This window comes from Serratia sp. SCBI (genome assembly GCF_000747565.1).
Lineage (GTDB): Bacteria > Pseudomonadota > Gammaproteobacteria > Enterobacterales > Enterobacteriaceae > Serratia > Serratia ureilytica.
Genome location: NZ_CP003424.1, coordinates 1,401,680 through 1,423,414, shown reverse-complemented (window position 1 = coordinate 1,423,414; position 21,735 = coordinate 1,401,680). Strand labels below are relative to the sequence as shown.

Here is a 21,735-nt window from a genome sequence, read left to right as displayed (position 1 = left end):
GTGATTGTTATCAAACGGTTAACAGGGTGACACAAGGCGCGGGCGTTAACCTTGAAACCGCTCACATATCGTCGTTCTGCAGATTTTTCAGCATGCACACATTGCAGCCGTGGTGGCCGGTATTGCCGCGCCGTTCCGTCAGCAGCGTGAAACCCAGCGCGTAATATAACCCGATCGCCTCTTTCAACTGTTCGGTGGTTTCCAGGTAGCAGTAGCGGTACCCCGCCGCCCGCGCCGCCTTCAGCGCCTGCACCACCATATAGCGCGCCATGCCCAGCCCGCGCGCGCCGGGTTTGAAGAACAGTTTTTGCAGTTCGCAATAGCCGGGCTCTTCGCCGGCCAGCGGCGCCATGCCGACGCCCCCCACCACCAGCCCGTCCCGCTCCAGCACCCAGTAGCGGCCGCCGTTGTCATGATACAGGCCGGTCAGCCGATCGAGATCCGGATCGTGCAGGCTGACCCCTTCCATCTTGTCCATGCCGTACTCGCGAAACACCTCGCGAACGCGAAACACCTCGCGAACGATCGCCGCCATCGCCGCATCGTCGCGCTCGGCGATCGGCCGCACCCGCAGGTTGGCGTCGCGCTGTTTGCGCGCGCTGCGCAGCGCCGCAGTCATCTTTTTCATCGCCGCAGTGGTGCTCGCCAGCTCATCGTCGTCCAACTGCGCCAGCGCCGCCTGCATAAAGCCGTCGGCGTCGCTCTCGATGCCGGCCAGCGCCTTGCCGCCCTGTTTACTCAGCCGATGCAGGTTGTGCCGCCTGTCATCCGGATGATCTACCGTTTCTATCACGCCGGCGGCCACCAGGCTGCGCAGCGCCCGGCTGGCGCTGGCCTTGTCGATGCACAGCCGGGCCGCCAGCTCAGTGACGCCCAGCGGCTGCTCGCTGACTTCGATCATCAGATGGATCTGCAGCGGCGAAAAGCGCGAGCCGTTGCTCTGCTTGTTCAACATGCCGAATTCTCTGACCAAATTGCGCGCCAATGCTCTGAAATCCCTGATGTTCACAATTGATATCCCCAATTAGCTACCGATAAAAAATGAGATTTAGTTGATAGTGTTACCTAATTTCGAAAATAACGATAACGCATAAACAATTGCGAATGAATAACCAACAGGTCACCTGAATATGTCAAAATATTTCAGTTAAAAGAACTTAAACCCAATTAAATAATTATTTTTAAAATTAAAAACCAAATTAGCATTTAAAATTAAAATAAAAACCCAGAAAAAATGAACACAAAAACATCAAAAATTCATAAATAAAAAACAAAGAGAATATCTACATGAAAAATAAACAATAAAAATAAAAAAACGAAAACTTGATATAAACAACTTAACCGCTATCTCGTCAACGTCGGTTACATATTTACGCCTGCCTTCACGCGCCTGCCTGCGCCATTGTCCCTTTTGCCAAAAGTAGCCCATGCTTTAACTGCTCCTTTCCTTCTGGCTAACCGGGACGCTGGCTCATGACGAAAAAAACCACCCTGCTGCAATTCTTCCACTGGTACTACCCCGACGGCGGCAAACTGTGGCAGGAGGCCGCCGAACGCGCCCCGCACCTCGCCGAACTGGGCATTACCGATCTGTGGCTGCCGCCCGCCTACAAAGGCGCTTCCGGCGGCTACTCCGTCGGTTACGACACCTACGATCTGTTCGATCTGGGCGAGTTTGACCAGAAAGGCAGCGTGGCCACTAAATACGGCGACAAGGCGGCGCTCGAACACGCCGCCACTGCGCTGCGCGAACACGGCGTGGGGGTGCTCTACGACGTGGTGTTCAACCACAAGCTCGGCGCGGACGAGAAAGAACGGGTGCACGTGTTCAAGGTGGACGCCAACAACCGCAACGACATCGACGACCAGGGCTTCGACGCGCTGGCCTATACCCGCTTTACCTTCCCCGGCCGCCAGGGCGCGCATTCCGAGTTTATCTGGGATTACAAATGCTTCAGCGGCGTCGATTACGTTGAGCAGCCGGACGATAAAGGGGTGTTTAAAATCGCCAACGACTACGGCGACGACGGCTGGAACGATCAGGTCGACGACGAGAAAGGCAACTACGACTACCTGATGGGCGCCGACGTGGAGTTCCGCAATACCGCCGTGACGGAGGAGCTCAAATACTGGGCGCGCTGGCTGCTGGACACGCTGCCGTGCGACGGCTTTCGCCTCGACGCCGCCAAACACATTCCCGCCTGGTTCTTCAAAGAGTGGGCGGATCACGTGCGCGACAGCGCGCAGCGCGATCTGTTTATCGTCGCCGAATACTGGTCGCACGATCTCAGCGCGCTGCAACAATACATCGAGTTGGTGGACGGCAAAGTAATGCTGTTCGACGTGGCGCTGCACCTGAAGTTTCATCAGGCGTCAAAACAGGGCGACGGCTTCGACATGGCGCAGATCTTCACCGATACCCTGACCGCCGTCGATCCGGCCCACGCGGTGACGCTGGTCGCCAACCACGATACCCAGCCGCTGCAATCGCTGGAGGCGCCGGTGGAACCCTGGTTCAAACCGCTGGCCTACGCGCTGATCCTGCTGCGCGAACAGGGCGTGCCCTGCGTGTTTTACCCCGACCTTTATGGCGCCAGTTACCGCGATAAAGGGCGTGACGGCGGCGAGTACCAGATTGACATGCCGGCGATCCCAGAGCTGGAGAAGCTGATTGCCGCCCGCCAGCGCTTCGCCAACGGCCCGCAAACCGACTACTTCGACGACAGCCACTGCGTGGCCTTCAGCCGCGCCGGCACCGCCGACGCCCCCGGCTGCGTGGTGGTGTTGACCAACGGCGGCGAAAGCGGCAAGACGGTCGCGCTCGGCGCCGATCTGGCGCGCACCGCCTGGCGCGATTTCCTCGGTAACCGCCAGGAGGAAATCACCACCGACGACCAGGGCAGCGCCCATTTCCCGGTCAACGCCGGCAGCGTCAGCGTCTGGGTGCCGACAGGCAGCCTGTGAACGCCCGCCGCCGCGCAATGATGCCGCGGCGGCAAAACTAATGTTTGCCTTTCGGGTCTAACTTACGCTATCAACTGCGCAAGCCATTCACACCGGAGCCTAAATAGGGTACAAGGCTGCATGAAAATTCCAAAACGACTCCAGCCGCTGGTGGATGACGGGTTAATCGACGAAGTCATCCGCCGTTTGAAAAGCGGCAAAGAAGCCGACGTGTTTATCGTGCGCTGCGGCGATGAGATCCGCTGCGCCAAAGTGTACAAAGAAGCCGAGAAGCGCAACTTCAAGCAGGCCGTGCACTACCAGGAAGGGCGCAAGGTGCGCAACAGCCGCGACGCGCGCGCCATGAGCAAAGGCTCCAAATTCGGCCGTCAGCAACAGGAAGAAGCCTGGCAGAACACCGAAGTGGACGCGCTGTATCTGCTGGCCAGAGCCGGGGTGCGGGTGCCGCAGCCGGACATCTGCCTGGACGGCGTGCTGCTGATGGAGCTGATCACCGACGAGGAAGGCCTGGTGGCGCCGCGTCTGAGCGATGTCATCCTGACGCCGGAACAGGCGCGCGCCGATCATGCTCTGATGATGAACTACGCGGTGCGCATGCTGTGCGCCGGCTTGGTGCACGGCGATCTGTCGGAATTCAACGTGCTGATGGATAAAGACGGGCCGGTGATCATCGATCTGCCGCAGGTGGTGGACGCCGCCGCCAACAACCACGCCAAAAGCATGTTCGAGCGCGATATCGACAATCTGGCGGAATATTACGGCCAATTTGCGCCGGAGCTGCGCGACAGCCAATATGCCAAAGAGATCTGGGCGCTGTATCAGGAAGGCACGCTGACGCCGGACAGCGTCCTCAGCGGCCGATTCAGCGAAATTCAGAAGCGCGCCGACGTCGGCTCGGTGCTGGAAGAGATCCAGGCCGCCAGCGAGGAACATCAGCGCCGCCTCATGGCGCGCAACGCGGAAGAGTAACGCCCGCGCTACTCGACGCGAAACACGTCCGGCCGCTGCGGGGTCGCGGCTTCGTGATAGATATCCCCCAGATAGCCGGCGATCTCCTCTTCGCGCAGATCCGCCGGCAACACGATATCGTAGCTGGGGGCATATTTGCGCTCCGGCAGCGTCACGCGGAACAGCCGCCATTCGTCCCCGATACGCTTCACGCCTACCAGGCGGCCGAACACGTTAAAAATCATCATCCGCCATTCCCCTTTTCGTCGCTTTCAGGCTATAACACTGTGATGCCGCCGCAGTGAAAAGGAAAGCGCATGAGTGAAAAAACGCCCCAGTTCTGGCGCGACCCGCAGTTGCCTTTTGTCGAAGCGCGCGCCATCAATGATGGCCGCAAAGTGTGCTACAGCCTGCACAGCCACGAATTCTTTTCCATCGGCGCCATCACCGGCGGCGTCAGCACCTATGTCAACGGCGAGCGGCGCATGCAGGTCGGCGCCGGCGATGTGGTGATCATCAATCCGCAGCAGGCGCATGCCTGCAACCCGATCGCCGACCGCCGTTGGTCATACATCATGTTCTATCTCGATCTCGCCTGGCTCGGCGCGCTGCAGCAGGAAATGATGGGCGGCGACGGCGACCGCTTTGTCCCCTTCAGCCGGCCGCTCAGCCGCGATCCGGCGCTGTTCAACGGGCTGAACCAACTGTACGCGCTGCTGACGAACGCGCAGTGCGGCGCGCTGGAAAAACAGATCGCCCTGGTGGAGTATTTCAGCGCCCTGCAGCTCGCGCTGGGCAGCGGCCGCCAGCCGGAGACGCCTCCGCACCCCCGACTGGAAGCGGCGGCGGCGTTTATCGACGCGCACTGCACTCAGTCGCTGACGCTGGAAGACATTTGCCACGCCGCCGCGCTCTCGCCCTCCTACCTGATCCGCGCCTTCCGCCAGCGCTACGGCATGACGCCGCACGCCTATCTGGTCAATCGCCGCGTGCAGCACGGCCATCGGCTATTGAAAAGCGGCCTGCCGATCGCCGCGGCCGCCAGCGAAAGCGGCTTTGCCGATCAGGCGCACTTCCAGCGCACCTTCAAACAGCTGCTGGCCGCGACACCCGGCCAGTATCAAAAACCCTCCGCCAACAGATAGCAGGCGCTGGCCGCCAGCAACGCCGCCATCGCGCGATTGAAGCGTTGTACGTTGCGCGCCTGCCTGAGCAGGCCGCGCAACATCGCGCCAACGTAAGCCCAGCAGGCCACCGAAGCATAGCAAATCACGAAGTAGAGCCCGGCGAACTGCCACAGCAGCCGGATGTCACCGTCGCCGACAAACGCCCCGAGGCTGGCCACCGACGCCAGCCATGCCTTGGGGTTCAGCCATTGCATCAGCGCGCCGTACCAACAGGAAGGCGCCTGCGCCTCGCCGTTGCCCAGCCTGCCGTCGTCAAACGCCAGCCGGTAGGCCATAAACAGCAGGAAGGCCACGCCGGCCCATTGGATCAAGCGGGTCAACGCCGGCCACAGGATCAGCAGTTGGTGCATGCCCAAACCCAGCAGCACCAGCAACAGGGTAAACCCCAGCGTGGCGCCGAACACGTGACGCTGGGTCGCGCCAAAGCCGAACTGCGCCCCGGCGCTCAATGCGACGATGTTGACCGGGCCGGGCGTGATGGAGGCCGCCAGCGCAAATGCGGCCATGGAAAGGTAGATATTATTCATGAGGGCACCTGAGGAAAAATTCACAGACGCCAGAATGCCGGGCCGCGCCGACAACGTATTGAACAGAATTGCCCTGTTAGGTTTAGCGCACCGCGACGGCCCGCCGGCGCGGCAACCCGAAGGTATTGACCGCCATGCCGGCCAGCACCAGCAACGCGCCGCCGAACTGCGCCGGCGACAGCGCTTCGTCCAGCAGCAGCCAGGCGGCGAACAGCCCGACCAGCGGCACCAGCAGCGTCAGCGGCGCGACGCGCCAGGTTTCGTAGCGCCCCAGCAGGCTGCCCCATACCGAATAACCGAACAGCGTGGCGGCGAACGCCAGATAGGCAACCGCCAGCCAGGTGCCGACCTGCACATGGCTCAGGCTGGCCAACACCGCCTGCGGGCCGTCGAACAGCCAGCTGCAAATCAGGAACGGCAGTACCGGGATCGGCGCGCTCCACACCACCAGCGACAAAATGTTGCGCTGCGGGAAACCGGCCAGGATCTTCTTGTTGGTCAGGTTGCCCAGCGCCCAGGAGAACGCCGCCGCCAGGGTCAGCAGCAGGCCCGCCAGGGGGACCGCGCCGCTGCCCGGCTTATGCAGGCTGGCCTGCGCCAGCGCCAGCATGCCGCCGCTGGCGATGGCGATGCCGACGAAATGATTGACGCGCAGCTTTTCGCCCATCAGCACGACACCCAACAGCAGGGTGAAGAACACCTGCGCCTGCAACACCAGCGAGGCCAGCCCCGCCGGCATGCCCACCTTGATGGCGACAAACAGAAAGGCAAACTGCGCGAAACTCATGGTCATGCCGTAGAGCAACAGCCATTTCCACGGGATGGTCGGGCGCGGGATAAAGAAGATCGCCGGCAACGCCACCAGTAAAAAACGCATCCCGGCCAACAGGAACGGCGGCATCCCCTGCAGGCCGAACTTGATTACCACGAAATTCACGCCCCAGATCACCACCACCAACAGCGCCAACAACCGATCGCGCAATGTCATCCTCGCCCCGCTTATCCCATTGAAAATTCGCTTTGCCTTGCAGGTTACAACCAAACCGGGCGCATGGACACCGGCAAACGCCGGCGTTTATTCCGGCATCAGGCCAATGAAGGTGGTTTTCTTGCGCGGGCCGGTCATCAGCGCTTCCAGCTTCTCCACGCACTGCAGATAGTGTGGGGTCTGCTTGTGCGCCGCCACCGCCTGCTCGTCGCGATAGGCTTCGTAGATGTAAAACCGCGTCGGAATATGCTCATCCTGCAGCACGTCGAAACGCAGGTTGCCCGGCTCTTCGATCGCCCCCAGATGATTGGCGCGGAAAACGTCGATAAATTCGTCGATCTTGTCCTGTTTAACGTTGATCTCTACCAATGTGACGTGCATGACAGCTCCTTGTTTAAACGGCGCGCCGCAGCATGGCGCTTTCCAACCATAGGTTTATTCCCGTCGATTGCCCTGCCGCAACGGCAATTTTGCCGCCTGGCTCACAAATCGCACCGGCGATGCCCACCCCGCCCCCGGCGAGGGAAGACGGCGGCATCTATAGTTACTATTCCTCCCCCTGAGAGCATAGGCTATGGATAACTACTTGATGGCGCTGGACGCAGGAACAGGCAGCATTCGCGCGGTGATCTTCGATCTGGCGGGCAATCAGATCGCGCACGGCCAGGCCGAGTGGCAACACCTCGCGGTGCCGGGCGTACCCGGCTCGATGGAATTCGATCTCAACCGCAACTGGCAGTTGGCCTGCCAGTGCATCCGCCAGGCGTTGCAGCGCGCGGGGCTGAGCGCGCAGGCGATCCGTGCGGTAGCCTGCTGCTCGATGCGTGAAGGCATCGTTCTGTACGATCGCAACGGCGTGCCGATCTGGGCCTGCGCCAATGTCGATGCGCGCGCCAGCCATGAAGTCAGCGAACTGAAAGAGTTGCACAACCACGGCTTCGAACGTGAGGTCTACCAGTACTCCGGCCAGACGCTGGCGCTGAGCGCCATGCCGCGCCTGCTGTGGCTGGCGCACCACCGGCCGGACATCTATCGCCAGGCGGCGACGCTGACCATGATCAGCGACTGGCTGGCCTACATGCTGAGCGGCGAGCTGGCGGTCGATCCTTCCAACGCCGGCACTACCGGCATGCTGGATCTGACCAGCCGCGACTGGCGGCCGGCGCTGCTCGATATGGCCGGGCTGCGCGCCGATATTCTGTCGCCGGTGAAAGAGACCGGCGTCGTGCTGGGGCGCGTCACCGAGCAGGCGGCGCAGGAGAGCGGGCTGCTGCGCGGCACCCCGGTGGTGATGGGCGGCGGCGACGTGCAGCTCGGCAGCCTGGGCCTCGGCATCGTGCGCGCCGGGCAGACGGCGGTGCTCGGCGGCACCTTCTGGCAGCAAATCGTCAACCTGCCGGAACCGGCCATCGATCCGGAAATGAACATCCGCATTAACCCTCATGTCATTCCCGGCATGGCGCAGGCGGAATCCATCAGCTTCTTTACCGGCCTGACCATGCGCTGGTTCCGCGACGCTTTCTGCGCCGAAGAGAAACTGCTGGCGGAGCGACTGGGGATCGACGCTTACAGCCTGCTGGAAGAGATGGCGGCCAGGGTGCCGCCGGGCGCCTACGGCGTGATGCCGATCTTTTCCGACGCCATGCATTTCAAAACCTGGTATCACGCGGCGCCGTCGTTCATCAACATGTCTATCGATCCTGAACGCTGCAACAAACAGACGCTGTTCCGCGCGCTGGAGGAGAATGCCGCCATCGTCTCAGCCTGTAATCTGGAGCAGATCGCCGCCTTCTCCGGCGTGCAGGCCCGCTCGCTGGTGTTCGCCGGCGGCGGTGCGAAGGGCAAACTGTGGAGCCAGATCCTCAGCGACGTCACCGGCCTGACGGTGCGGGTGCCGGTGGTGAAAGAAGCCACCGCGCTGGGCTGCGCGATCGCCGCCGGGGTCGGCGCCGGGCTTTACGCGTCGCTGGCCGAAACCGGCGAGCAGCTGGTGCGCTGGGAGCGCGAGCATCAGCCGGATCTCACCAACCATGCGCGGTATCAGGAACAGAAAGAAAACTGGCGGCGAGTCTACGCCGATCAGCTGACGCTGGTGGATAGCGGCCTGACCACCTCATTGTGGAAAGCGCCGGGGCTCTAGCGCCGCGCGCGGCCCGGTCATAACCTTATACCGTTTTATTCCTTTCCCCTCGGCGCGGCGCAAGCCGCGTTTTAACTCGCTGCCGTCATTGTTCCCCCTCAGAAACAGTGTAACCACCGCAGATGGATTTATCTGCGCCTTCAGCCTGCCGTAGATTGTGACTTTGATCACGCCGCGCCCCGAGCGCGGCCTGCGCATTCACCTGAGAAGAGCGGCATTATGCTGAATAATAAAGATAACCCTGCATCATCCCCGTGGCCGGCGATCTTCTCGCTGACGGTCGCCTGTTTTGTCATGGTCACCACCGAGTTTTTGCCGATCGGCCTGCTGACCAACATCGCCCCTTCGCTCGGCGTCAGCACCGGCACCGCCGGGCTGATGGTGACCATGCCCGGCATCGTGGCGGCGGTGGCCGCGCCGGTATTGAGTCTGGCTTCCGGCCGGCTGGACAGACGCCTGCTGATGCTGGGGCTGTCGTTGCTGCTGATGGTGTCCAACCTGGTGGCGGCACTGGCCGTCAACTTCCCGATGATGCTGCTGGGCCGCGTGCTGCTGGGCATCTGCGTCGGCGGCTTCTGGTCATTCGCCGCCAACTACGGCCGCCATCTGGTGCCGGAAGCCAGCCAGGGCCGCGCCACTGCGCTGATCCTCAGCGGCATCTCGGTCGGCGCGGTATGCGGCGTGCCGGCCGGGGCCCTGATCGGCGATCTGTTCGGCTGGCGCGCCGCCTTCTTCGGCGGTGCGGCGCTGGCAGTCGGCGTACTATTGGCGCAGCTGCGTTTGCTCACGTCGGTACCGCCTTCCCGACCGGTCACGCCGCGCGATCTGGTGCTGCCGCTGCGCCTGCCGATGGCGCGCATCGGCCTGATCGCCATCGTGCTGTTGTTCATCGGCCACTTCGCCGCCTATACCTATCTGCGGCCCCTGCTGCAGCAGGTGTTCGTGCTCAGCCCATCGGCGATCTCGCTGCAGCTGTTGGCCTATGGCGCCATCGGTCTGCTGGGCACCTTTCTCGGCGAGCGTCTGGCGGAACACAGCCTGCGCGCCACCTTCATACTGATCGCCGCCATGCTGGCGGGCATTTTGATCGTTTCGCCGCTGCTCAGCGGCCTCGCCGGCGCCACGCTGATGGTGCTGGTATGGGGGCTGGCCTTTGGCGCCGTGCCGGTCTGCGCCACCAACTGGATGTTCGCCGCCGTGCCGCAGGCACCGGAAGCCGGTCAGGCGCTGTTGGTGTGCGTCATCCAGATCGCGCTGGCCTCCGGCGCACTGCTGGGCGGTGAAGTGGTGGACTGGCAGGGCGTCAGCAGCGCCATGCTGTTTGGCGGCGCGCTGATCCTCTCCGCCACGCTGGTATTCGGCCTCAGCTTGCGCTCCGGCGCGATTGGCGCTAAACAGTGTTAATCATTATCTATCTGCAGAAACATGCCCCGGCCACCGCCGGGGCATGGCGTTGAGAACCTATGGACCATCATTTGCTCGCTATCCGGGTATTTAACCGCGTCGTGGAAACCGGCGGCTTTACCCGCGCCGCCGATTCGCTGGGCATGCCGAAAGCGACGGTCACCAAGCTGATCCAAAATCTGGAGGATCACCTGCAGACCAAACTGTTCCAGCGCACCACCCGCAGCGTGTCGGTCACCCGCGAGGGCGAATGCTATTACCAGAATACGGTGAAATGGCTGGCGGATTTGGAGCAGATGGAGGGCTGTCTGACCGAGTCGCAGAATTCTCCGCAGGGCGTGCTGCGCATCGATACCGGCAGCGGCACCGCCCGCCAACTGCTGTTGCCGGCGCTGCCCGGCTTTTTGGAACGCTACCCGCAAATCCAGATCGATCTCAGCATCGGCGATCGCGTTATCGATTTGATCAGCGACAGCGCTGACTGCGTGATCCGCAGCGGTCCGTTGGCCGATTCCAGCCTGATCGCCCGGCGTCTGTTCGATCTGGACTGGGTCAGCTGCGCCACCCCGGCCTATCTGGCGCGCCACGGCACCCCGCGCCACCCGTGCGATCTGGAACAAGGTTTTCCGATGGTGCACTACCGCCATCCGGTCAACGACCGCATCCATCCGCAACGCTATGTCGAGCGCGGCAAAGAGATCGCCATCCAACAGCGCTACCCGGTCAGCATCAATGAAGGCAACGCGCTGCTGGCGGCGAGCCTGGCCGGCTTGGGCATCATCCAGATCTATCGGTTTATGGCGCAGCCGCACCTCGAGCGCGGCGAACTGGTCAGCCTGCTGCACGACTGGCAGCCGCCGCCGGAGCAGATGTACGTGGTCTACCCGTCCAATCGCCACCTCAGCGGCAAGCTGCGGGCGTTCATCGACTGGGCGGTGGAGACGTTTGACAGCGGCAAGATGAGCCGCACGTTGTAGCCGCACGCAGTGTGGTATTATTGGCCGCATATTGATTTCCGACGGACGACCACCATGGCCTATATCCCCAAAAACTATGCGAAGCTGGAAACCGGCTACCGCGAAAAAGCGCTGAAACTGTTCCCCTGGGTATGCGGGCGCTGCTCGCGCGAATTCGTTTATTCCAACCTGCGCGAGCTGACGGTGCACCACATCGATCACGATCACAGCAACAACCCGGAAGACGGCAGCAACTGGGAAATGTTGTGTCTGTATTGCCACGACCACGAACACTCGAAATACACCGAGGCCGATCAATACGGTTCGACGGTGGTGGCCGGTGAAGATGCGCAAAAAGATATCGGCGTCGCCACCCACAACCCGTTCGCCAACCTGAAGGCGATGATGAAGAAGTAACGCCATCGACAGCTTAATGAGCCACTAACTTATTAAGCTGTTAAATTAACAAAATGCTCTTCCGTTCCGCCACTTCCCAGAGAATTCCTACTTACCCATCCGGTCCATTCACCGCAAAATAAGCTGCGCAGTTAACAACATACTGGCTTGGCAAGCCGCCGCAGTTGGTGCATATTGTTCGCGAGTTGTTCTTGTTAACCTGTTTGATTATCAACCTAATAAGCACATTAACTTAATAAGTTACCCGCTTAATAACTTGAGAGATGGCAGCATGATTGTTCTGATTGGCTCGCAAAAAGGCGGCGTCGGCAAATCGACGAAAGCAGTGAATATCGCCGGGTATCTGATTCTTAAGCAAGGCAAGACGGCGATCATCGTCGATGCCGACGACCAGAAATCGATCATGACCTGGTACAACGACCGTCAGAACGTCGAGGGGCTGCCGCACATTCCGGTGGTGGCCGCGTCGGGTAAAATCAAGGAAACGCTGCTGGAGCTCGATCGCCATTACGACTACGTGATCGTCGATACCGCCGGCCGCGACAGCGCCGAACTGCGCTCCGGCCTGCTGGCCGCCGATCTGTTCCTATCGCCGCTGCGCCCTTCGCAGATGGATCTCGACACCATCGGCTATCTGTCGGAGATGTTCTCCACCGCGCAGGAATACAACGAGAAGGTCAAAGGCTACATCGTATTGAACATGTGCCCGACCAATATCTTCATTAATGAAGCCAACGAAGCGGCGCAGGTGCTGAGTGAATACCCGGAGTTCACCCTGGTGAGCAATCGCCTGTGCGACCGCAAGATTTACCGCGACGCCTGGGGTGAAGCCATCACCGTGCACGAGGCGAATAATGAAAAGGCGCAGACCGAAATTGAATGCCTGGTGAAAGAGGTGATCCTGTGAAGAAACGCACCCCCACCCACCGGATGTCGGAAGACGAATTCATCAACAGCGCCACCTCACACACACTGCCGGTCGCGGCGCCCGCGCCGGAAACCAAACCGGCCGGCCGCAAGCGCACTTATAAGGCGATCTCCGTCAGCCTGACGGACAACCACATTGAGGCTATCGATGAAGTGATCGTGCAGGCGGCGCGCAACGGCATCGTGCGTATCACCCGTTCCGACATCATCAAACTGGCGATCGACGGATTGGCGGAGAAAAGCGAAGCGCAACTGCTGGCGCTGCTGAAAAAACTCTGACCGCACGGCAGCCGCCGGCTGATCGAGCCGGCGGGCCGTTATCATCTAGAGTTCCCCGCGACCTCGCACCGGTAGTCCTGAATTTCACCGGCCGACCCCAGGTTGAGATCGGTCAACTTCAAACGGTTTGCCAACAGCAGCATCTCGCCCTGCGGGCTGACCGCCAGCGCCAGACCGTAATTGCCGATGCTGTCGCCCTGTTCGACCACGTAGTTTTGCAACAAGCGGAAAGGATCTTCCTGGGTTAAATCGGTGCCCGCCAATTTTCTGGCCAGATATTGATGGCCGACCAATTTCACCGCCAGCGGCCGCCACTGTTGATCTAATTGCTCAGCCTGTTCCCCCAGCGCGTTATAGACATCCTGGCGCAAGCAGGCAACGTGAATATGCAGCTGATTTTGAGAGCGGCCATATTTCGAATTGACCGCCAGAGAAACCCATGCGTCTTTTAACGGTTTACCCAGCTCGCTGGATATATGTTCGCGGTTATTCCAGGCCTGGGCGAAATAAGGCGGCGTTCGATCCGCTTGCAATATCGGGCTCTCGATGCCGCTGACCTTTTCGGTCGGCATCACCAGATCGTGGTAAGGGCCCTTGCTGTCCTTAAACAGCACATATCCCTCGGTTAAATCCACCTTTAAGCAGGGCGCAGGATCGTGGTTCTGCTGCTGATTGGGCACGCACTGTTGGCTGACTATCTGCCACAGCGCATTCGGATTGCCGCGCCCGAAGAACCACCACAGCACCGCCGCCAGCAGCAAAATGACAAGCAAAATAATTAATAGTCTGAAAAGTCTTTTCATCGCGACTCCCTGTTTATCTATTCCATACCGAAAGGAGCGCCAGCATAAACCAAGGCTCCGGCATCGACCAGAATATTATCCTTAATGTCACCTTTTATTGACGTCTTGTTAGCAATGGATAATTAAAAATAAGCCTCCACCTGAGTAATTTAAGGTAAATTAATACCGTGGGTTGAATATGAGTGTGATATAAGCAGCCGGGACTCTTTTTATATAAGGAACCGATAAGATGCCAACGATGGGCAAATCCCTGCATTATCTCGACGTAGGTTCAGGCTTTCCATTGCTGCTGGGCCACAGCTATCTGTTCGATCTGAATATGTGGGCGCCGCAGTTCGAAGCGCTGGCTAAACGCTACCGCCTGATCGTACCGGATCTCTGGGGCCACGGCGATTCACCGGCGCTGCCACCCGGGCGAAACAGCCTGTCGGATATCGCCGCCGATCATTTGGCGCTGATGGATCATTTGGATATTGAAGAGTTCGGCATCGTCGGCCTGTCCGTCGGCGGCATGTGGGGCGCCGAACTGGCGGCGCTGGCGCCGGAGCGGGTGAAAGTGCTGGCGCTGCTGGACAGCTACCTGGGCGACGAAACTCCAGAGGCGCGGCAGCGCTATATGGGCATGCTGGCCGCCGTGGAACAGGCCGGCGCCATCACGTCGCCGCTGCTGGAATATATCGCCGCGCAGTTCTATTCCGACGAAGTGCCCGCTGCGCTGTCGCAGCCGTTGCTGGCCCATCTGCAAAGCCTGCCCGCCGAGCGCCTGCGCGAAAGCATCGTGCCGCTGGGCCGGATGATCTTCGGCCGTCCCGACAAGCTGGCGCTGCTGGAACACATCACCGCCGCCAGCATCGTCATCACCGGCGCGCAGGATAAGCCGCGCCCGCCGGCGGAAGGCCAGCGCATGGCGGATCTTCTCGGCTGCCGACATGTGCTGATCCCCAACGCCGGGCATATCAGCAACAAGGAAAATCCGGCGGCGGTCAATGAAACGCTGCTGGCGTTTCTGGCCGAAAGCACCACGCCGCTGTTTTGGTAAGTCGCTCCGGGCCGCCAGGCCCGGACCTGCCATGCCATCGCTCAGACGACGTGGCTATCGCCATTTCCCTGACCGAATCCCCCCAGACGCAACCAGCGGTAAAGCTCCGCATCGCGCTGGAAATGCATCTTTCTCATCACCGCCCGTTTATGCGTGCTCACCGTCTTGATGCTGACCCGAAGCCGACGGGCAATGGCGGTCGGCGTCATTTCCCAACTCAGGTAACGCATCACTTGTTTTTCCTGCGGCGTCAATGGCAACGGCTGGCACCAGGCGCAACAAGAAAAACCGCAGGCGCCGCCGGTTCGGCCTTTTATCACCCGCGCTACCGTGTGCAACAGCTTTGCGACGCCTTCATTGCGGTACACCCTGCCCGCTTCCCTCAGGCACCCCGAAATGGCGCGAATGCGGGCTTCTCTGAGATCGTAAACGGCGAGATAAAGGGCGTGAGGAGCATGGGGAGGATGGCAAAAACGCGCCATGTCGCCTTTGGCGATCGCCTGGAACACAAGGTCGGCATTCATCGGCTCGCTGCAGCGCGCCTCGATGCCACGTTCACTAAAATAGTCGCTCAACGCCCGATACGCCCCGGCGACAAAAAAGCGGTCGATATCCAGGAAGGCGATATTGATGACCGTGTTCACGCCGTTTCCCTCCGCGCGAAAACAAACCGGCAAAACCGGCCGGCATTGAGCCTGCTGCGCCCATCCAACGTAACGAGCAGCAGCGTCAAAACCGCCCATTGGATGAGCGACAGCCCGAACGGGTAGGAAAACTGCGCGCACAGCAGCAAGGGAATGCCGCTCGCCGCCAACGCGGCCTCTTCCCCGGCGGCCGGGCTGTGCAAGCGGGCGGCGATGCGCTCCCGTCGCCATGTTTGGCGCACCAGCGCCGCCACGCCCGCCAGCAGGCACAGCATGCCCGCCAACGCAACGACGCCGCCTTCTATCCACCACAGCAGGAGCTCATTATAGGGTTGCCGCGCTGCGCCTGCCCGCGCCACCGCGGGCAGCGCATGGGCCTGTAAATGCTCAAAGCCATGCTCGAATCGGCCATAACCCCATCCCAACCAGGGCCGCTCTACCACCAGCGCCAGCGAATCAAGCAGCGTATCGCAGCACGGCGCGGCATTCGACAAACGAACGCCGGCGTTCAATTCATCCGCCAATATCGCCAGGCAGAATCCCAATGCCGTCATCAGCAGCGCGAGCACGCAATGCAGCGGGTATCTGCGCACAAACATCACGGTCAACAGCGCGGCACCCAATAACACGCTGAGACAAACGGTCTGCGATGCCCCCCAGCCCAGCGCGGCGGATAAACCGATCAAGAGCGGCAGCAAGAGTAAAATACGCCATCGCTCGTTATCTCGGCGCAACATGCGGAACCGAGGCAACACCGTCAGACCCCATCCCGCCAATAATCCGCTCGCCAATAAACTGCTCGCGGCATCCGGCCAACGCCCCCCGCTGCCGGCATAGCCCGCCGCCGCCTCGGCCGGGAAGGAAAAAAGCCAAATGCCTCCCACGGCAGCGGCTAATACCAGCGTATAGATAAACGCAATACGCACGTGCTGCATGACCCGATATTGCAATAGGATAAAGTAAATAATCCAACTGCCAAACAGGCAGGCCATTCGCCCGACGGTAAGCACGCCCCACTCGGCACGAGAATAAAAAAGGGGCAGCAGCAATATCACCGCGCCCAGCGCAAAGAAAAAACACGCGGGGGTCATCCCCCACGCTTTTCGCAAAAAAAGGAGCGCGCCGCCGACGCCCAATAAAGCAAACAGGACAATCCCAATCACAAGAGAATATGGAAACGTCAGCGAGAAATAGTTCATATCATAGTGATAAATATAGCCACCCAACAAAAGCAATACGCTGACATAGACCATCACCATGAACTTTAAACATGGAATAGACATAATAATTTCATCCCAAAATATCTATCTGAAAAACCATCAGAAAAGGCTTAGCCATTTTTCAATTGCAATAAAAGAAATGCCTGTCAGCAACACCAGCCCGGTAACTATCGCCATCACAATCCCGACAGATTGAATAGTTTCAAAAAGCTTTCGCCTGTAGCGTAAAAGCGTCCAGTTTCTTTTAAACATACCTTTTCCTCTTGGCCATTCAGGCTTCAAGCAAAGAAAGCCCGCAATTTAAACGTGGATTACCGGCAAAATCCTGTCGCATTCCCCAGCGAGTTCCATAGTATCGCCGCAGCCAAAATCAAGATATATGTATTAAATTTAACCATAAAAACAGTTTTTAATTCCTATAAATAATAAAAATAAGGAATTAAAAACCAAAACAAAGAAAACCTAATATTATAAAACTGGCGACACCCGTACGTTTGAACTTTCGCCAAAAATTTCACAACATGAAAAAATCGCCATCATCTTGACGGGTGAAAAATAATAGATGACTCTGTCCTCGCTAAATTTCGCCGTCGCTATAAGGGCAAGCAGCACATTATGGAATACGTCATTAATCAGATGATTATTTTCTCACCTGCCGAACGCGCATTGTTCATCATCAATGAACGGGAATCTTTTATGCCGTTATCTAACCCTGCCACCCGCTTGTTGTTAGAGTTGGTTACCCATCATAAAGAGATGCTCACCCGCAGGCATTTGATGCAGCGGGTCTGGGAAGATAATGGTTTTGTGGGTTCAAACAATAATCTGAATGGTTGCATCAGTGAGATAAGAAAAGCGCTTGAGTCGCTGGCGCTGGATCCGCAAATCATTATTACCATCCCCAAACTGGGGTTCATTCTTGAAGCGGAAATTACCTCATGCGAAAACATGCGCTCACCGGACAACCAAAAAGCGGTTATTCCCACCCTGTTGACCCGGGCCGGCGCACTGTTAAAACGGCGTGGGAATATCTGCCAGGCAAATAAAGCGCCCCTTGCCGCAGCATTGATGATGATTGCGTGCTTTAGCCTCGTCTGCGCTTTATTGTGGTTCAACCGGCCGGTTCACGCGTTCAAAAACGCCAGGGTCGATTTTTTTTATCGCCATGAGCAGTGCAACGTTTTTACGTTGGAAACCGCCGCGCTGAACGACCGGCGTGAAACGCAAGCGCAAGTTGCCGCTGCATTGAAAGCTGAAGCGACCGACTGCGGCACAACGCCCGCCGATCTGTTCTACACCAAAATCGCCAACCCCAATCTTCCTTTTCAGGTCACCTTCATCGCCATCTGCAATCTGGCGCAACCCGGTCAATATGGCCGGTGCCGCACGATCAAAAACACCGACGGTATGACGCCATGAACAAAAAAACACGCTTTATCGTCGGCTTGTTATTGCTGATGGCGCCCCTGGCAAGCCAGGTCGCCCAGCTGTCGCACCATCCTAAAACCTTACTGCGTTGCGAAGCGGAGATCACCGCGCGCAACCGCTATGGCCCAGCCATGGAGCCCGCTGCGGTTTTAAAAGCAAAGATGTATTTTTTCCTCTACCACAACGGCACTGGCTTTATCAGGCTCAATGGTTTTATCGAGCGGCAAGAAAAAACCTATGTGCTGAACCGCGAACTTCACTATGTGTATGACACCCCCGGCGATGAGGCGGCTGAAGAGGATGGCGGCGGCGATGGGTACACGCTGCGATTCGCCGCCGACCGTAAACATGCCGGAGATACGGTTCCCGCCCCCCTTTGGGCGACCTTTTTGCAGTCGGAAGATCCCCGAATCTCCTACCATGTCGCCGTCGAACACGTACTCGGCAATCTGTATGTGGTCAGTACGCTTCAAAGCCCGACCTTTGTCTGCCGGCGTTATTAGGCTATGCGTTGCGAGTGTTGCCTATCGGAAGAAAAGCCCGCAAGCGGCAGCCATTTCAGCGGTTAATTGAACGCGCCATGCGGCTGTAGGTGTGGCGCACGCCGCGAATCGCTACGCTGTAGGCGAAGATGTTTTCCGGCAGCGCCAGCCCCAAATAGCCGGTATCGCCGATATGGTGCAGATCCGCGCCGGCCATTTTGCTCATCAGCGCAATCTGCCGCACGGTCTGCACGTCGGCCCCCTCTTGCGAGGTGCCGATGGCCGTCATCGCCAGCGCCCCCTGGCGCTGGGCAAAGGCGATCAGCGCCGCCACTTTCTCCTGCGACATGCCGGGAATGGTGCCCGGCGCCGGCAACAGCACGATGTCCGCACCGTTCTCCACGAACAGCGCGATGTCCTGCTCGCCGATCAGTTGGCTGCCGCTTTCGCGCACAATGCCGGCGCCGTGCATTTTGCCGGTCACCAGCACCATCTCGTCGCCCACTTCATCGCGAATCGCTTTCAGCGCGGCGGCGATCGCCTGATTGCTGACGCCGTTGTTCGGGTTGCCGGTCAGCACCAGCATGCGCGCGCCGAGCTGATACAGCTTGCGCGCATTCTCGGCGGTGGCGGCGCGGCCCGCCGTCATCTGCCAAAAGTCGTTATGTTCGCTGGCGAAAGCCGGATCGACGGCCTCCAGGTTCACCCCGATCACCCGCCCGGTCAGGCGCTGCAGCGTGCGCAGCGCCTCCTGCGGCGGCACGTCGGCGGGCAGGCCCGCGATATGCGGACGATCGACGTCGAACAGGTTCAACAGCAGCAGGTCGGCGCCCTGGCTGGCCGCCAGTTCGGCGTTGGTGACGTTATTGAGCAGTGGCTGAGTGACCGCGATGGTTTCGCTGACCAAGATGCGCCCTTCGCTGGCGCGGATGGCGTAGAGCAGATCGGCTTTGCCGATATCGGCCAGATCGCTGGCGCTGCAGTCCAGATAGCGTTTCATGAGGCAAGCTCCGGTGACGTTAGCGGAAAGGGATGGATGCCCCCTCTCCCACCGCAGTGAAAGAGGGGGAAAAGGTTACTTCAGCGTAAAGCTTTGCGCCTGCACGTTGTCGGAATCCAGGCCGACGAACACGTTGAATTTGCCCGGCTCCGCCCCCCACTTCAGGCTGGCGTTGTAGAACTTCAGATCGTCTTCGCTAATCGGCAGCTCAACCTGCTGCGACTGACCGGCCTTCAGCGTCACTTTCTTGAAGTTGCGCAGCTCTTTCAGCGGCCGGCTGACCGACGCGGTGACGTCCTGCAGATACAGCTGCACCACCGTGGCGCCGTCGTACTTGCCGGTATTCTTCAGCGTGACGCTGGCGGTTAACTTGCCGTTGCGCGCCATCGTCGGGCTGGATAACTTCAGATCCGACAGGCTGAAGGTGGTGTAGCTCAAGCCGTAACCAAACGGATACAGCGGGCCGTTCGGCGAATCGAAGTAGCGCGAGGTGTACTTGCCCGGGTTCTCCTTGCCGAACGGCCGGCCGGTGTTCAGGTGGTTGTAGTACATCGGGATCTGGCCGACCGAGCGCGGGAAGGTCATCGGCAGCTTGCCCGACGGGTTGTAATCGCCGAACAGCACGTCCGCCACCGCGTTGCCGCCCTCGGTGCCGCTGTACCAGGTTTCCAGCATCGCGTCCGCCTGCTCGCTCTCCCAGCTCAATGCCAGCGGGCGGCCGTTCATCAGCACCAGCACCAGAGGCTTGCCGGTGGCTTTCAGCGCGGCGATCAGATCGCGTTGGCTCTGCGGGATCGTGATGTCGGCGCGGCTGGAGGCCTCGTGCGCCATGCCCTGCGATTCCCCCACCACCGCCACCACCACGTCGGCCTTGTTCGCCGCCTGCACCGCTTCGTCGATCATCTGCTGCGGCGAACGGGTATCGAACGCCACCGCCGGCTCATACTCGTTCAGATAGTCGATGATGCCTTTATCCTGCGTAACGTTGGCGCCCTTGGCGTACAGAATGCGCGCCTTGTCGCCCACCGCCCGCTCCAGCCCCTCGCGCAGGGTGACCGACTGCTTGACCACCCCGGCGGCTGACCAACTGCCCATCACGTCGCGCTGGCTGTCGGCCATCGGCCCGACCAGCGCGATGGTCGCCTGCTTGCTCAGCGGCAGCGTCTGCTTATCGTTCTTCAGCAGCACCATCGTCTTGCGCGCCACCACCCGCGCTTCGGCGCGGTGCAGACGGCTTTCGGCGTTGGTGTCCTGCGGATCGGAACCCGCCGGGCCCAGATGCACGTAAGGATTGGTGAACAGCCCCATGTCGTATTTGGTGTTCAGCACGTCGCGGCAGGCGCGGTCGATATCGCTTTCAGACACCAGTCCGTCCTTCACCAGACCCGGCAGGTATTTGTCGTAGAACTCGTCGCTCATGCTCATGTCGACGCCGGAGGTGATCGCCAGGCGCACCGCGTCGCGCGCGTCGGCGGCCACGCCGTGCTTAATCAGTTCCTTAATCGCGCCGTGGTCGCTGATGGTGATGCCTTTAAAGCCCCACTGCTCGCGCAGCAGATCTTTCAGCAGCCACGGGTTGGCGGTGGCCGGCACGCCGTTCACCGAGTTGAGCGACACCATCACTCCGCCGCTGCCGGCGTCCACCGCCGCTTTGTAAGGCGGCAGATAGTCCTGATGCATGCGCAGCGGGCTCATGTCGACGGTGTTGTAATCGCGGCCGCCTTCGACGGCGCCGTACAATGCAAAGTGCTTGACGCTGGCCATCACCGAACCGGGTTTGGCCGGATCGCCGTTCTGGAAACCGTCGACCATCACCTTGGCGATTTTCGAGACCAGCCAAGTGTCTTCGCCGAAGCCTTCGGAGACCCGGCCCCAGCGCGGATCGCGGGTGATATCGACCATCGGCGCGAAGGTCATGTTCAGGCCGTCGTCGCTGGCCTCTTGCGCCGCGACCCGGGCGCTGAGCGCGATGGCTTCCAGATCGAAGCTGGCCGCCAGCCCCAGGCTGATCGGAAACACGGTGCGCTGGCCGTGCACCACGTCATAGGCGAAGAACAACGGGATTTTCAGGCGGCTGAGCTGCATCGCCTGATCCTGCATCACCCGGATATCCGGCCGGGTGACGGTATTGAAGATGGCGCCGATCTGCCCTTTGCGGATCCCCTCGCGGATCGCTTCTTTCGGGTTATCCGGCCCGACGCTGATCAGCCGCAGCTGGCCAATCTTCTCTTCCAGCGTCATCTGCTTCATCAAATTGGACACGAAGGCGTCGCGCTGCTGGGCGTGAATGCCCTGCGTTATCGGCGTTTCCTGCGCAAAAACCGGGCTGAGGGCCAGACCGGACAACATACTCACCACACAAAGCCATTTCATCTTGTTTTA

Annotated in this window: 23 protein-coding genes; 12 read left to right on the top strand and 11 right to left on the bottom strand. The window is 59.9% G+C overall.

Going from position 1 to position 21,735, the window contains the following annotated elements; genetic code table 11:
* Positions 1-61 precede the first annotated feature (61 nt).
* Positions 62-985, bottom strand: a complete 924-nt coding sequence (locus SERRSCBI_RS06595; RefSeq protein ID WP_042783926.1) for a helix-turn-helix domain-containing GNAT family N-acetyltransferase — start codon at positions 983-985, stop codon at positions 62-64.
* 488 nt (positions 986-1,473) lie between these two features.
* Between SERRSCBI_RS06595 and amyA the strand changes: the two genes are divergently transcribed.
* Both amyA and SERRSCBI_RS06585 read left to right on the top strand, forming a co-directional pair.
* Positions 1,474-2,964: an alpha-amylase gene (amyA, locus tag SERRSCBI_RS06590; RefSeq protein ID WP_042783924.1), complete on the top strand. Its 1,491-nt coding sequence runs from the start codon at positions 1,474-1,476 to the stop codon at positions 2,962-2,964.
* Between the two features lie 120 nt (positions 2,965-3,084).
* A complete protein-coding gene (locus SERRSCBI_RS06585; RefSeq protein WP_033642304.1) occupies positions 3,085-3,933 on the top strand; it encodes a PA4780 family RIO1-like protein kinase in 849 nt (282 codons plus the stop codon).
* 8 nt (positions 3,934-3,941) lie between these two features.
* Here SERRSCBI_RS06585 and SERRSCBI_RS06580 read toward each other — a convergent pair whose 3' ends face one another.
* The gene (locus SERRSCBI_RS06580) at positions 3,942-4,160 is read right to left on the bottom strand and encodes a hypothetical protein (RefSeq protein WP_033642303.1); all 219 of its coding nucleotides are present in this window, start codon (positions 4,158-4,160) and stop codon (positions 3,942-3,944) included.
* A gap of 69 nt (positions 4,161-4,229) precedes the next feature.
* On the opposite strand from SERRSCBI_RS06580, the gene SERRSCBI_RS06575 reads away from it, so the two are divergent.
* On the top strand, positions 4,230-5,057 hold the full coding sequence (locus SERRSCBI_RS06575; RefSeq protein ID WP_033642302.1) for an AraC family transcriptional regulator: 828 nt from the start codon (positions 4,230-4,232) through the stop codon (positions 5,055-5,057).
* Here the strand turns inward: SERRSCBI_RS06575 and SERRSCBI_RS06570 are convergent.
* The 3 genes from SERRSCBI_RS06570 to lsrG all read right to left on the bottom strand — a co-directional run bounded on the left by SERRSCBI_RS06570 (position 5,033) and on the right by lsrG (position 6,995).
* Positions 5,033-5,626, bottom strand: coding sequence for a LysE family translocator (locus SERRSCBI_RS06570; RefSeq protein WP_033642301.1), 594 nt, complete (start codon positions 5,624-5,626; stop codon positions 5,033-5,035). The genes SERRSCBI_RS06575 and SERRSCBI_RS06570 overlap by 25 nt on opposite strands.
* Before the next feature lie 82 nt (positions 5,627-5,708).
* The gene (locus tag SERRSCBI_RS06565) at positions 5,709-6,614 is read right to left on the bottom strand and encodes an EamA family transporter (RefSeq protein ID WP_033642300.1); all 906 of its coding nucleotides are present in this window, start codon (positions 6,612-6,614) and stop codon (positions 5,709-5,711) included.
* Positions 6,615-6,701: 87 nt separating this feature from the next.
* Positions 6,702-6,995, bottom strand: coding sequence for a (4S)-4-hydroxy-5-phosphonooxypentane-2,3-dione isomerase (gene lsrG, locus SERRSCBI_RS06560; protein ID WP_033642299.1), 294 nt, complete (start codon positions 6,993-6,995; stop codon positions 6,702-6,704).
* Positions 6,996-7,188: 193 nt separating this feature from the next.
* On the opposite strand from lsrG, the gene lsrK reads away from it, so the two are divergent.
* The 6 genes from lsrK (at position 7,189) to SERRSCBI_RS06530 (ending at position 12,737) form a co-directional block, all read left to right on the top strand.
* Positions 7,189-8,754, top strand: coding sequence for an autoinducer-2 kinase (lsrK, locus tag SERRSCBI_RS06555; protein WP_042783922.1), 1,566 nt, complete (start codon positions 7,189-7,191; stop codon positions 8,752-8,754).
* 219 nt (positions 8,755-8,973) lie between these two features.
* Positions 8,974-10,158 carry an MFS transporter gene (locus tag SERRSCBI_RS06550; RefSeq protein WP_033652404.1) on the top strand — a complete coding sequence of 395 codons (1,185 nt, stop codon included), beginning with the start codon at positions 8,974-8,976 and terminating at the stop codon, positions 10,156-10,158.
* A gap of 59 nt (positions 10,159-10,217) precedes the next feature.
* Positions 10,218-11,135, top strand: coding sequence for a LysR family transcriptional regulator (locus SERRSCBI_RS06545; RefSeq protein WP_033642296.1), 918 nt, complete (start codon positions 10,218-10,220; stop codon positions 11,133-11,135).
* Between the two features lie 54 nt (positions 11,136-11,189).
* Positions 11,190-11,531: an HNH nuclease YajD gene (gene yajD, locus SERRSCBI_RS06540; RefSeq protein WP_004939576.1), complete on the top strand. Its 342-nt coding sequence runs from the start codon at positions 11,190-11,192 to the stop codon at positions 11,529-11,531.
* A gap of 271 nt (positions 11,532-11,802) precedes the next feature.
* On the top strand, positions 11,803-12,438 hold the full coding sequence (locus tag SERRSCBI_RS06535) for an AAA family ATPase (protein WP_016928620.1): 636 nt from the start codon (positions 11,803-11,805) through the stop codon (positions 12,436-12,438).
* Positions 12,435-12,737 carry a hypothetical protein gene (locus tag SERRSCBI_RS06530; protein WP_042783920.1) on the top strand — a complete coding sequence of 101 codons (303 nt, stop codon included), beginning with the start codon at positions 12,435-12,437 and terminating at the stop codon, positions 12,735-12,737. Before SERRSCBI_RS06535 ends, SERRSCBI_RS06530 begins: the two co-directional genes overlap by 4 nt.
* Positions 12,738-12,778: 41 nt before the next feature.
* On the opposite strand, the gene SERRSCBI_RS06525 is transcribed toward SERRSCBI_RS06530, so the two are convergent.
* Positions 12,779-13,540 carry a CDP-diacylglycerol diphosphatase gene (locus tag SERRSCBI_RS06525; RefSeq protein WP_033652399.1) on the bottom strand — a complete coding sequence of 254 codons (762 nt, stop codon included), beginning with the start codon at positions 13,538-13,540 and terminating at the stop codon, positions 12,779-12,781.
* Positions 13,541-13,778: 238 nt separating this feature from the next.
* On the opposite strand from SERRSCBI_RS06525, the gene SERRSCBI_RS06520 reads away from it, so the two are divergent.
* On the top strand, positions 13,779-14,579 hold the full coding sequence (locus SERRSCBI_RS06520; RefSeq protein ID WP_080273373.1) for an alpha/beta fold hydrolase: 801 nt from the start codon (positions 13,779-13,781) through the stop codon (positions 14,577-14,579).
* A 41-nt stretch (positions 14,580-14,620) separates the two neighbouring features.
* Here the strand turns inward: SERRSCBI_RS06520 and SERRSCBI_RS06515 are convergent, their stop codons facing one another.
* From SERRSCBI_RS06515 to SERRSCBI_RS24670, 3 genes are read right to left on the bottom strand one after another with little or no spacing between them, the layout of a single operon-like run.
* Complete coding sequence (locus SERRSCBI_RS06515; protein ID WP_049866660.1) at positions 14,621-15,223, bottom strand: LuxR C-terminal-related transcriptional regulator; 603 nt, start codon at positions 15,221-15,223, stop codon at positions 14,621-14,623.
* A complete protein-coding gene (locus SERRSCBI_RS24895) occupies positions 15,220-16,506 on the bottom strand; it encodes an O-antigen ligase (protein ID WP_198036335.1) in 1,287 nt (428 codons plus the stop codon). Before SERRSCBI_RS24895 ends, SERRSCBI_RS06515 begins: the two co-directional genes overlap by 4 nt.
* Before the next feature lie 36 nt (positions 16,507-16,542).
* The gene (locus tag SERRSCBI_RS24670; protein ID WP_156965090.1) at positions 16,543-16,695 is read right to left on the bottom strand and encodes a hypothetical protein; all 153 of its coding nucleotides are present in this window, start codon (positions 16,693-16,695) and stop codon (positions 16,543-16,545) included.
* A gap of 363 nt (positions 16,696-17,058) precedes the next feature.
* Here SERRSCBI_RS24670 and SERRSCBI_RS23760 point away from each other — a divergent pair, with 363 nt between their 5' ends.
* A complete protein-coding gene (locus tag SERRSCBI_RS23760; RefSeq protein ID WP_049866659.1) occupies positions 17,059-17,862 on the top strand; it encodes a winged helix-turn-helix domain-containing protein in 804 nt (267 codons plus the stop codon).
* A complete protein-coding gene (locus SERRSCBI_RS06500; protein WP_033642288.1) occupies positions 17,859-18,374 on the top strand; it encodes a hypothetical protein in 516 nt (171 codons plus the stop codon). Before SERRSCBI_RS23760 ends, SERRSCBI_RS06500 begins: the two co-directional genes overlap by 4 nt.
* A gap of 55 nt (positions 18,375-18,429) precedes the next feature.
* Here SERRSCBI_RS06500 and SERRSCBI_RS06495 read toward each other — a convergent pair whose 3' ends face one another.
* Both SERRSCBI_RS06495 and bglX read right to left on the bottom strand, forming a co-directional pair.
* The gene (locus SERRSCBI_RS06495; protein ID WP_042783918.1) at positions 18,430-19,353 is read right to left on the bottom strand and encodes a PEP phosphonomutase; all 924 of its coding nucleotides are present in this window, start codon (positions 19,351-19,353) and stop codon (positions 18,430-18,432) included.
* A gap of 75 nt (positions 19,354-19,428) precedes the next feature.
* Positions 19,429-21,726 carry a beta-glucosidase BglX gene (gene bglX / locus SERRSCBI_RS06490; protein ID WP_042783916.1) on the bottom strand — a complete coding sequence of 766 codons (2,298 nt, stop codon included), beginning with the start codon at positions 21,724-21,726 and terminating at the stop codon, positions 19,429-19,431.
* Positions 21,727-21,735: the final 9 nt, after the last annotated feature.

What these genes read in the sequence shown, in the direction of transcription:
- amyA (WP_042783924.1), top strand. Translation starts at nt 1,474, where the DNA reads ATGACGAAAAAAACCACCCTGCTGCAATTCTTCCACTGGTACTACCCC.
- SERRSCBI_RS06535 (WP_016928620.1), top strand. Translation starts at nt 11,803, where the DNA reads ATGATTGTTCTGATTGGCTCGCAAAAAGGCGGCGTCGGCAAATCGACG.
- lsrK (WP_042783922.1), top strand. Translation starts at nt 7,189, where the DNA reads ATGGATAACTACTTGATGGCGCTGGACGCAGGAACAGGCAGCATTCGC.
- SERRSCBI_RS06550 (WP_033652404.1), top strand. Translation starts at nt 8,974, where the DNA reads ATGCTGAATAATAAAGATAACCCTGCATCATCCCCGTGGCCGGCGATC.
- SERRSCBI_RS06585 (WP_033642304.1), top strand. Translation starts at nt 3,085, where the DNA reads ATGAAAATTCCAAAACGACTCCAGCCGCTGGTGGATGACGGGTTAATC.
- SERRSCBI_RS06545 (WP_033642296.1), top strand. Translation starts at nt 10,218, where the DNA reads ATGGACCATCATTTGCTCGCTATCCGGGTATTTAACCGCGTCGTGGAA.
- lsrG (WP_033642299.1), bottom strand. Translation starts at nt 6,995, where the DNA reads ATGCACGTCACATTGGTAGAGATCAACGTTAAACAGGACAAGATCGAC.
- bglX (WP_042783916.1), bottom strand. Translation starts at nt 21,726, where the DNA reads ATGAAATGGCTTTGTGTGGTGAGTATGTTGTCCGGTCTGGCCCTCAGC.
- SERRSCBI_RS06575 (WP_033642302.1), top strand. Translation starts at nt 4,230, where the DNA reads ATGAGTGAAAAAACGCCCCAGTTCTGGCGCGACCCGCAGTTGCCTTTT.
- SERRSCBI_RS23760 (WP_049866659.1), top strand. Translation starts at nt 17,059, where the DNA reads ATGGAATACGTCATTAATCAGATGATTATTTTCTCACCTGCCGAACGC.
- SERRSCBI_RS06565 (WP_033642300.1), bottom strand. Translation starts at nt 6,614, where the DNA reads ATGACATTGCGCGATCGGTTGTTGGCGCTGTTGGTGGTGGTGATCTGG.
- SERRSCBI_RS06495 (WP_042783918.1), bottom strand. Translation starts at nt 19,353, where the DNA reads ATGAAACGCTATCTGGACTGCAGCGCCAGCGATCTGGCCGATATCGGC.
- SERRSCBI_RS06500 (WP_033642288.1), top strand. Translation starts at nt 17,859, where the DNA reads ATGAACAAAAAAACACGCTTTATCGTCGGCTTGTTATTGCTGATGGCG.
- yajD (WP_004939576.1), top strand. Translation starts at nt 11,190, where the DNA reads ATGGCCTATATCCCCAAAAACTATGCGAAGCTGGAAACCGGCTACCGC.
- SERRSCBI_RS06525 (WP_033652399.1), bottom strand. Translation starts at nt 13,540, where the DNA reads ATGAAAAGACTTTTCAGACTATTAATTATTTTGCTTGTCATTTTGCTG.
- SERRSCBI_RS06520 (WP_080273373.1), top strand. Translation starts at nt 13,779, where the DNA reads ATGGGCAAATCCCTGCATTATCTCGACGTAGGTTCAGGCTTTCCATTG.
- SERRSCBI_RS06570 (WP_033642301.1), bottom strand. Translation starts at nt 5,626, where the DNA reads ATGAATAATATCTACCTTTCCATGGCCGCATTTGCGCTGGCGGCCTCC.
- SERRSCBI_RS24670 (WP_156965090.1), bottom strand. Translation starts at nt 16,695, where the DNA reads ATGTTTAAAAGAAACTGGACGCTTTTACGCTACAGGCGAAAGCTTTTT.
- SERRSCBI_RS06580 (WP_033642303.1), bottom strand. Translation starts at nt 4,160, where the DNA reads ATGATGATTTTTAACGTGTTCGGCCGCCTGGTAGGCGTGAAGCGTATC.
- SERRSCBI_RS24895 (WP_198036335.1), bottom strand. Translation starts at nt 16,506, where the DNA reads ATGTCTATTCCATGTTTAAAGTTCATGGTGATGGTCTATGTCAGCGTA.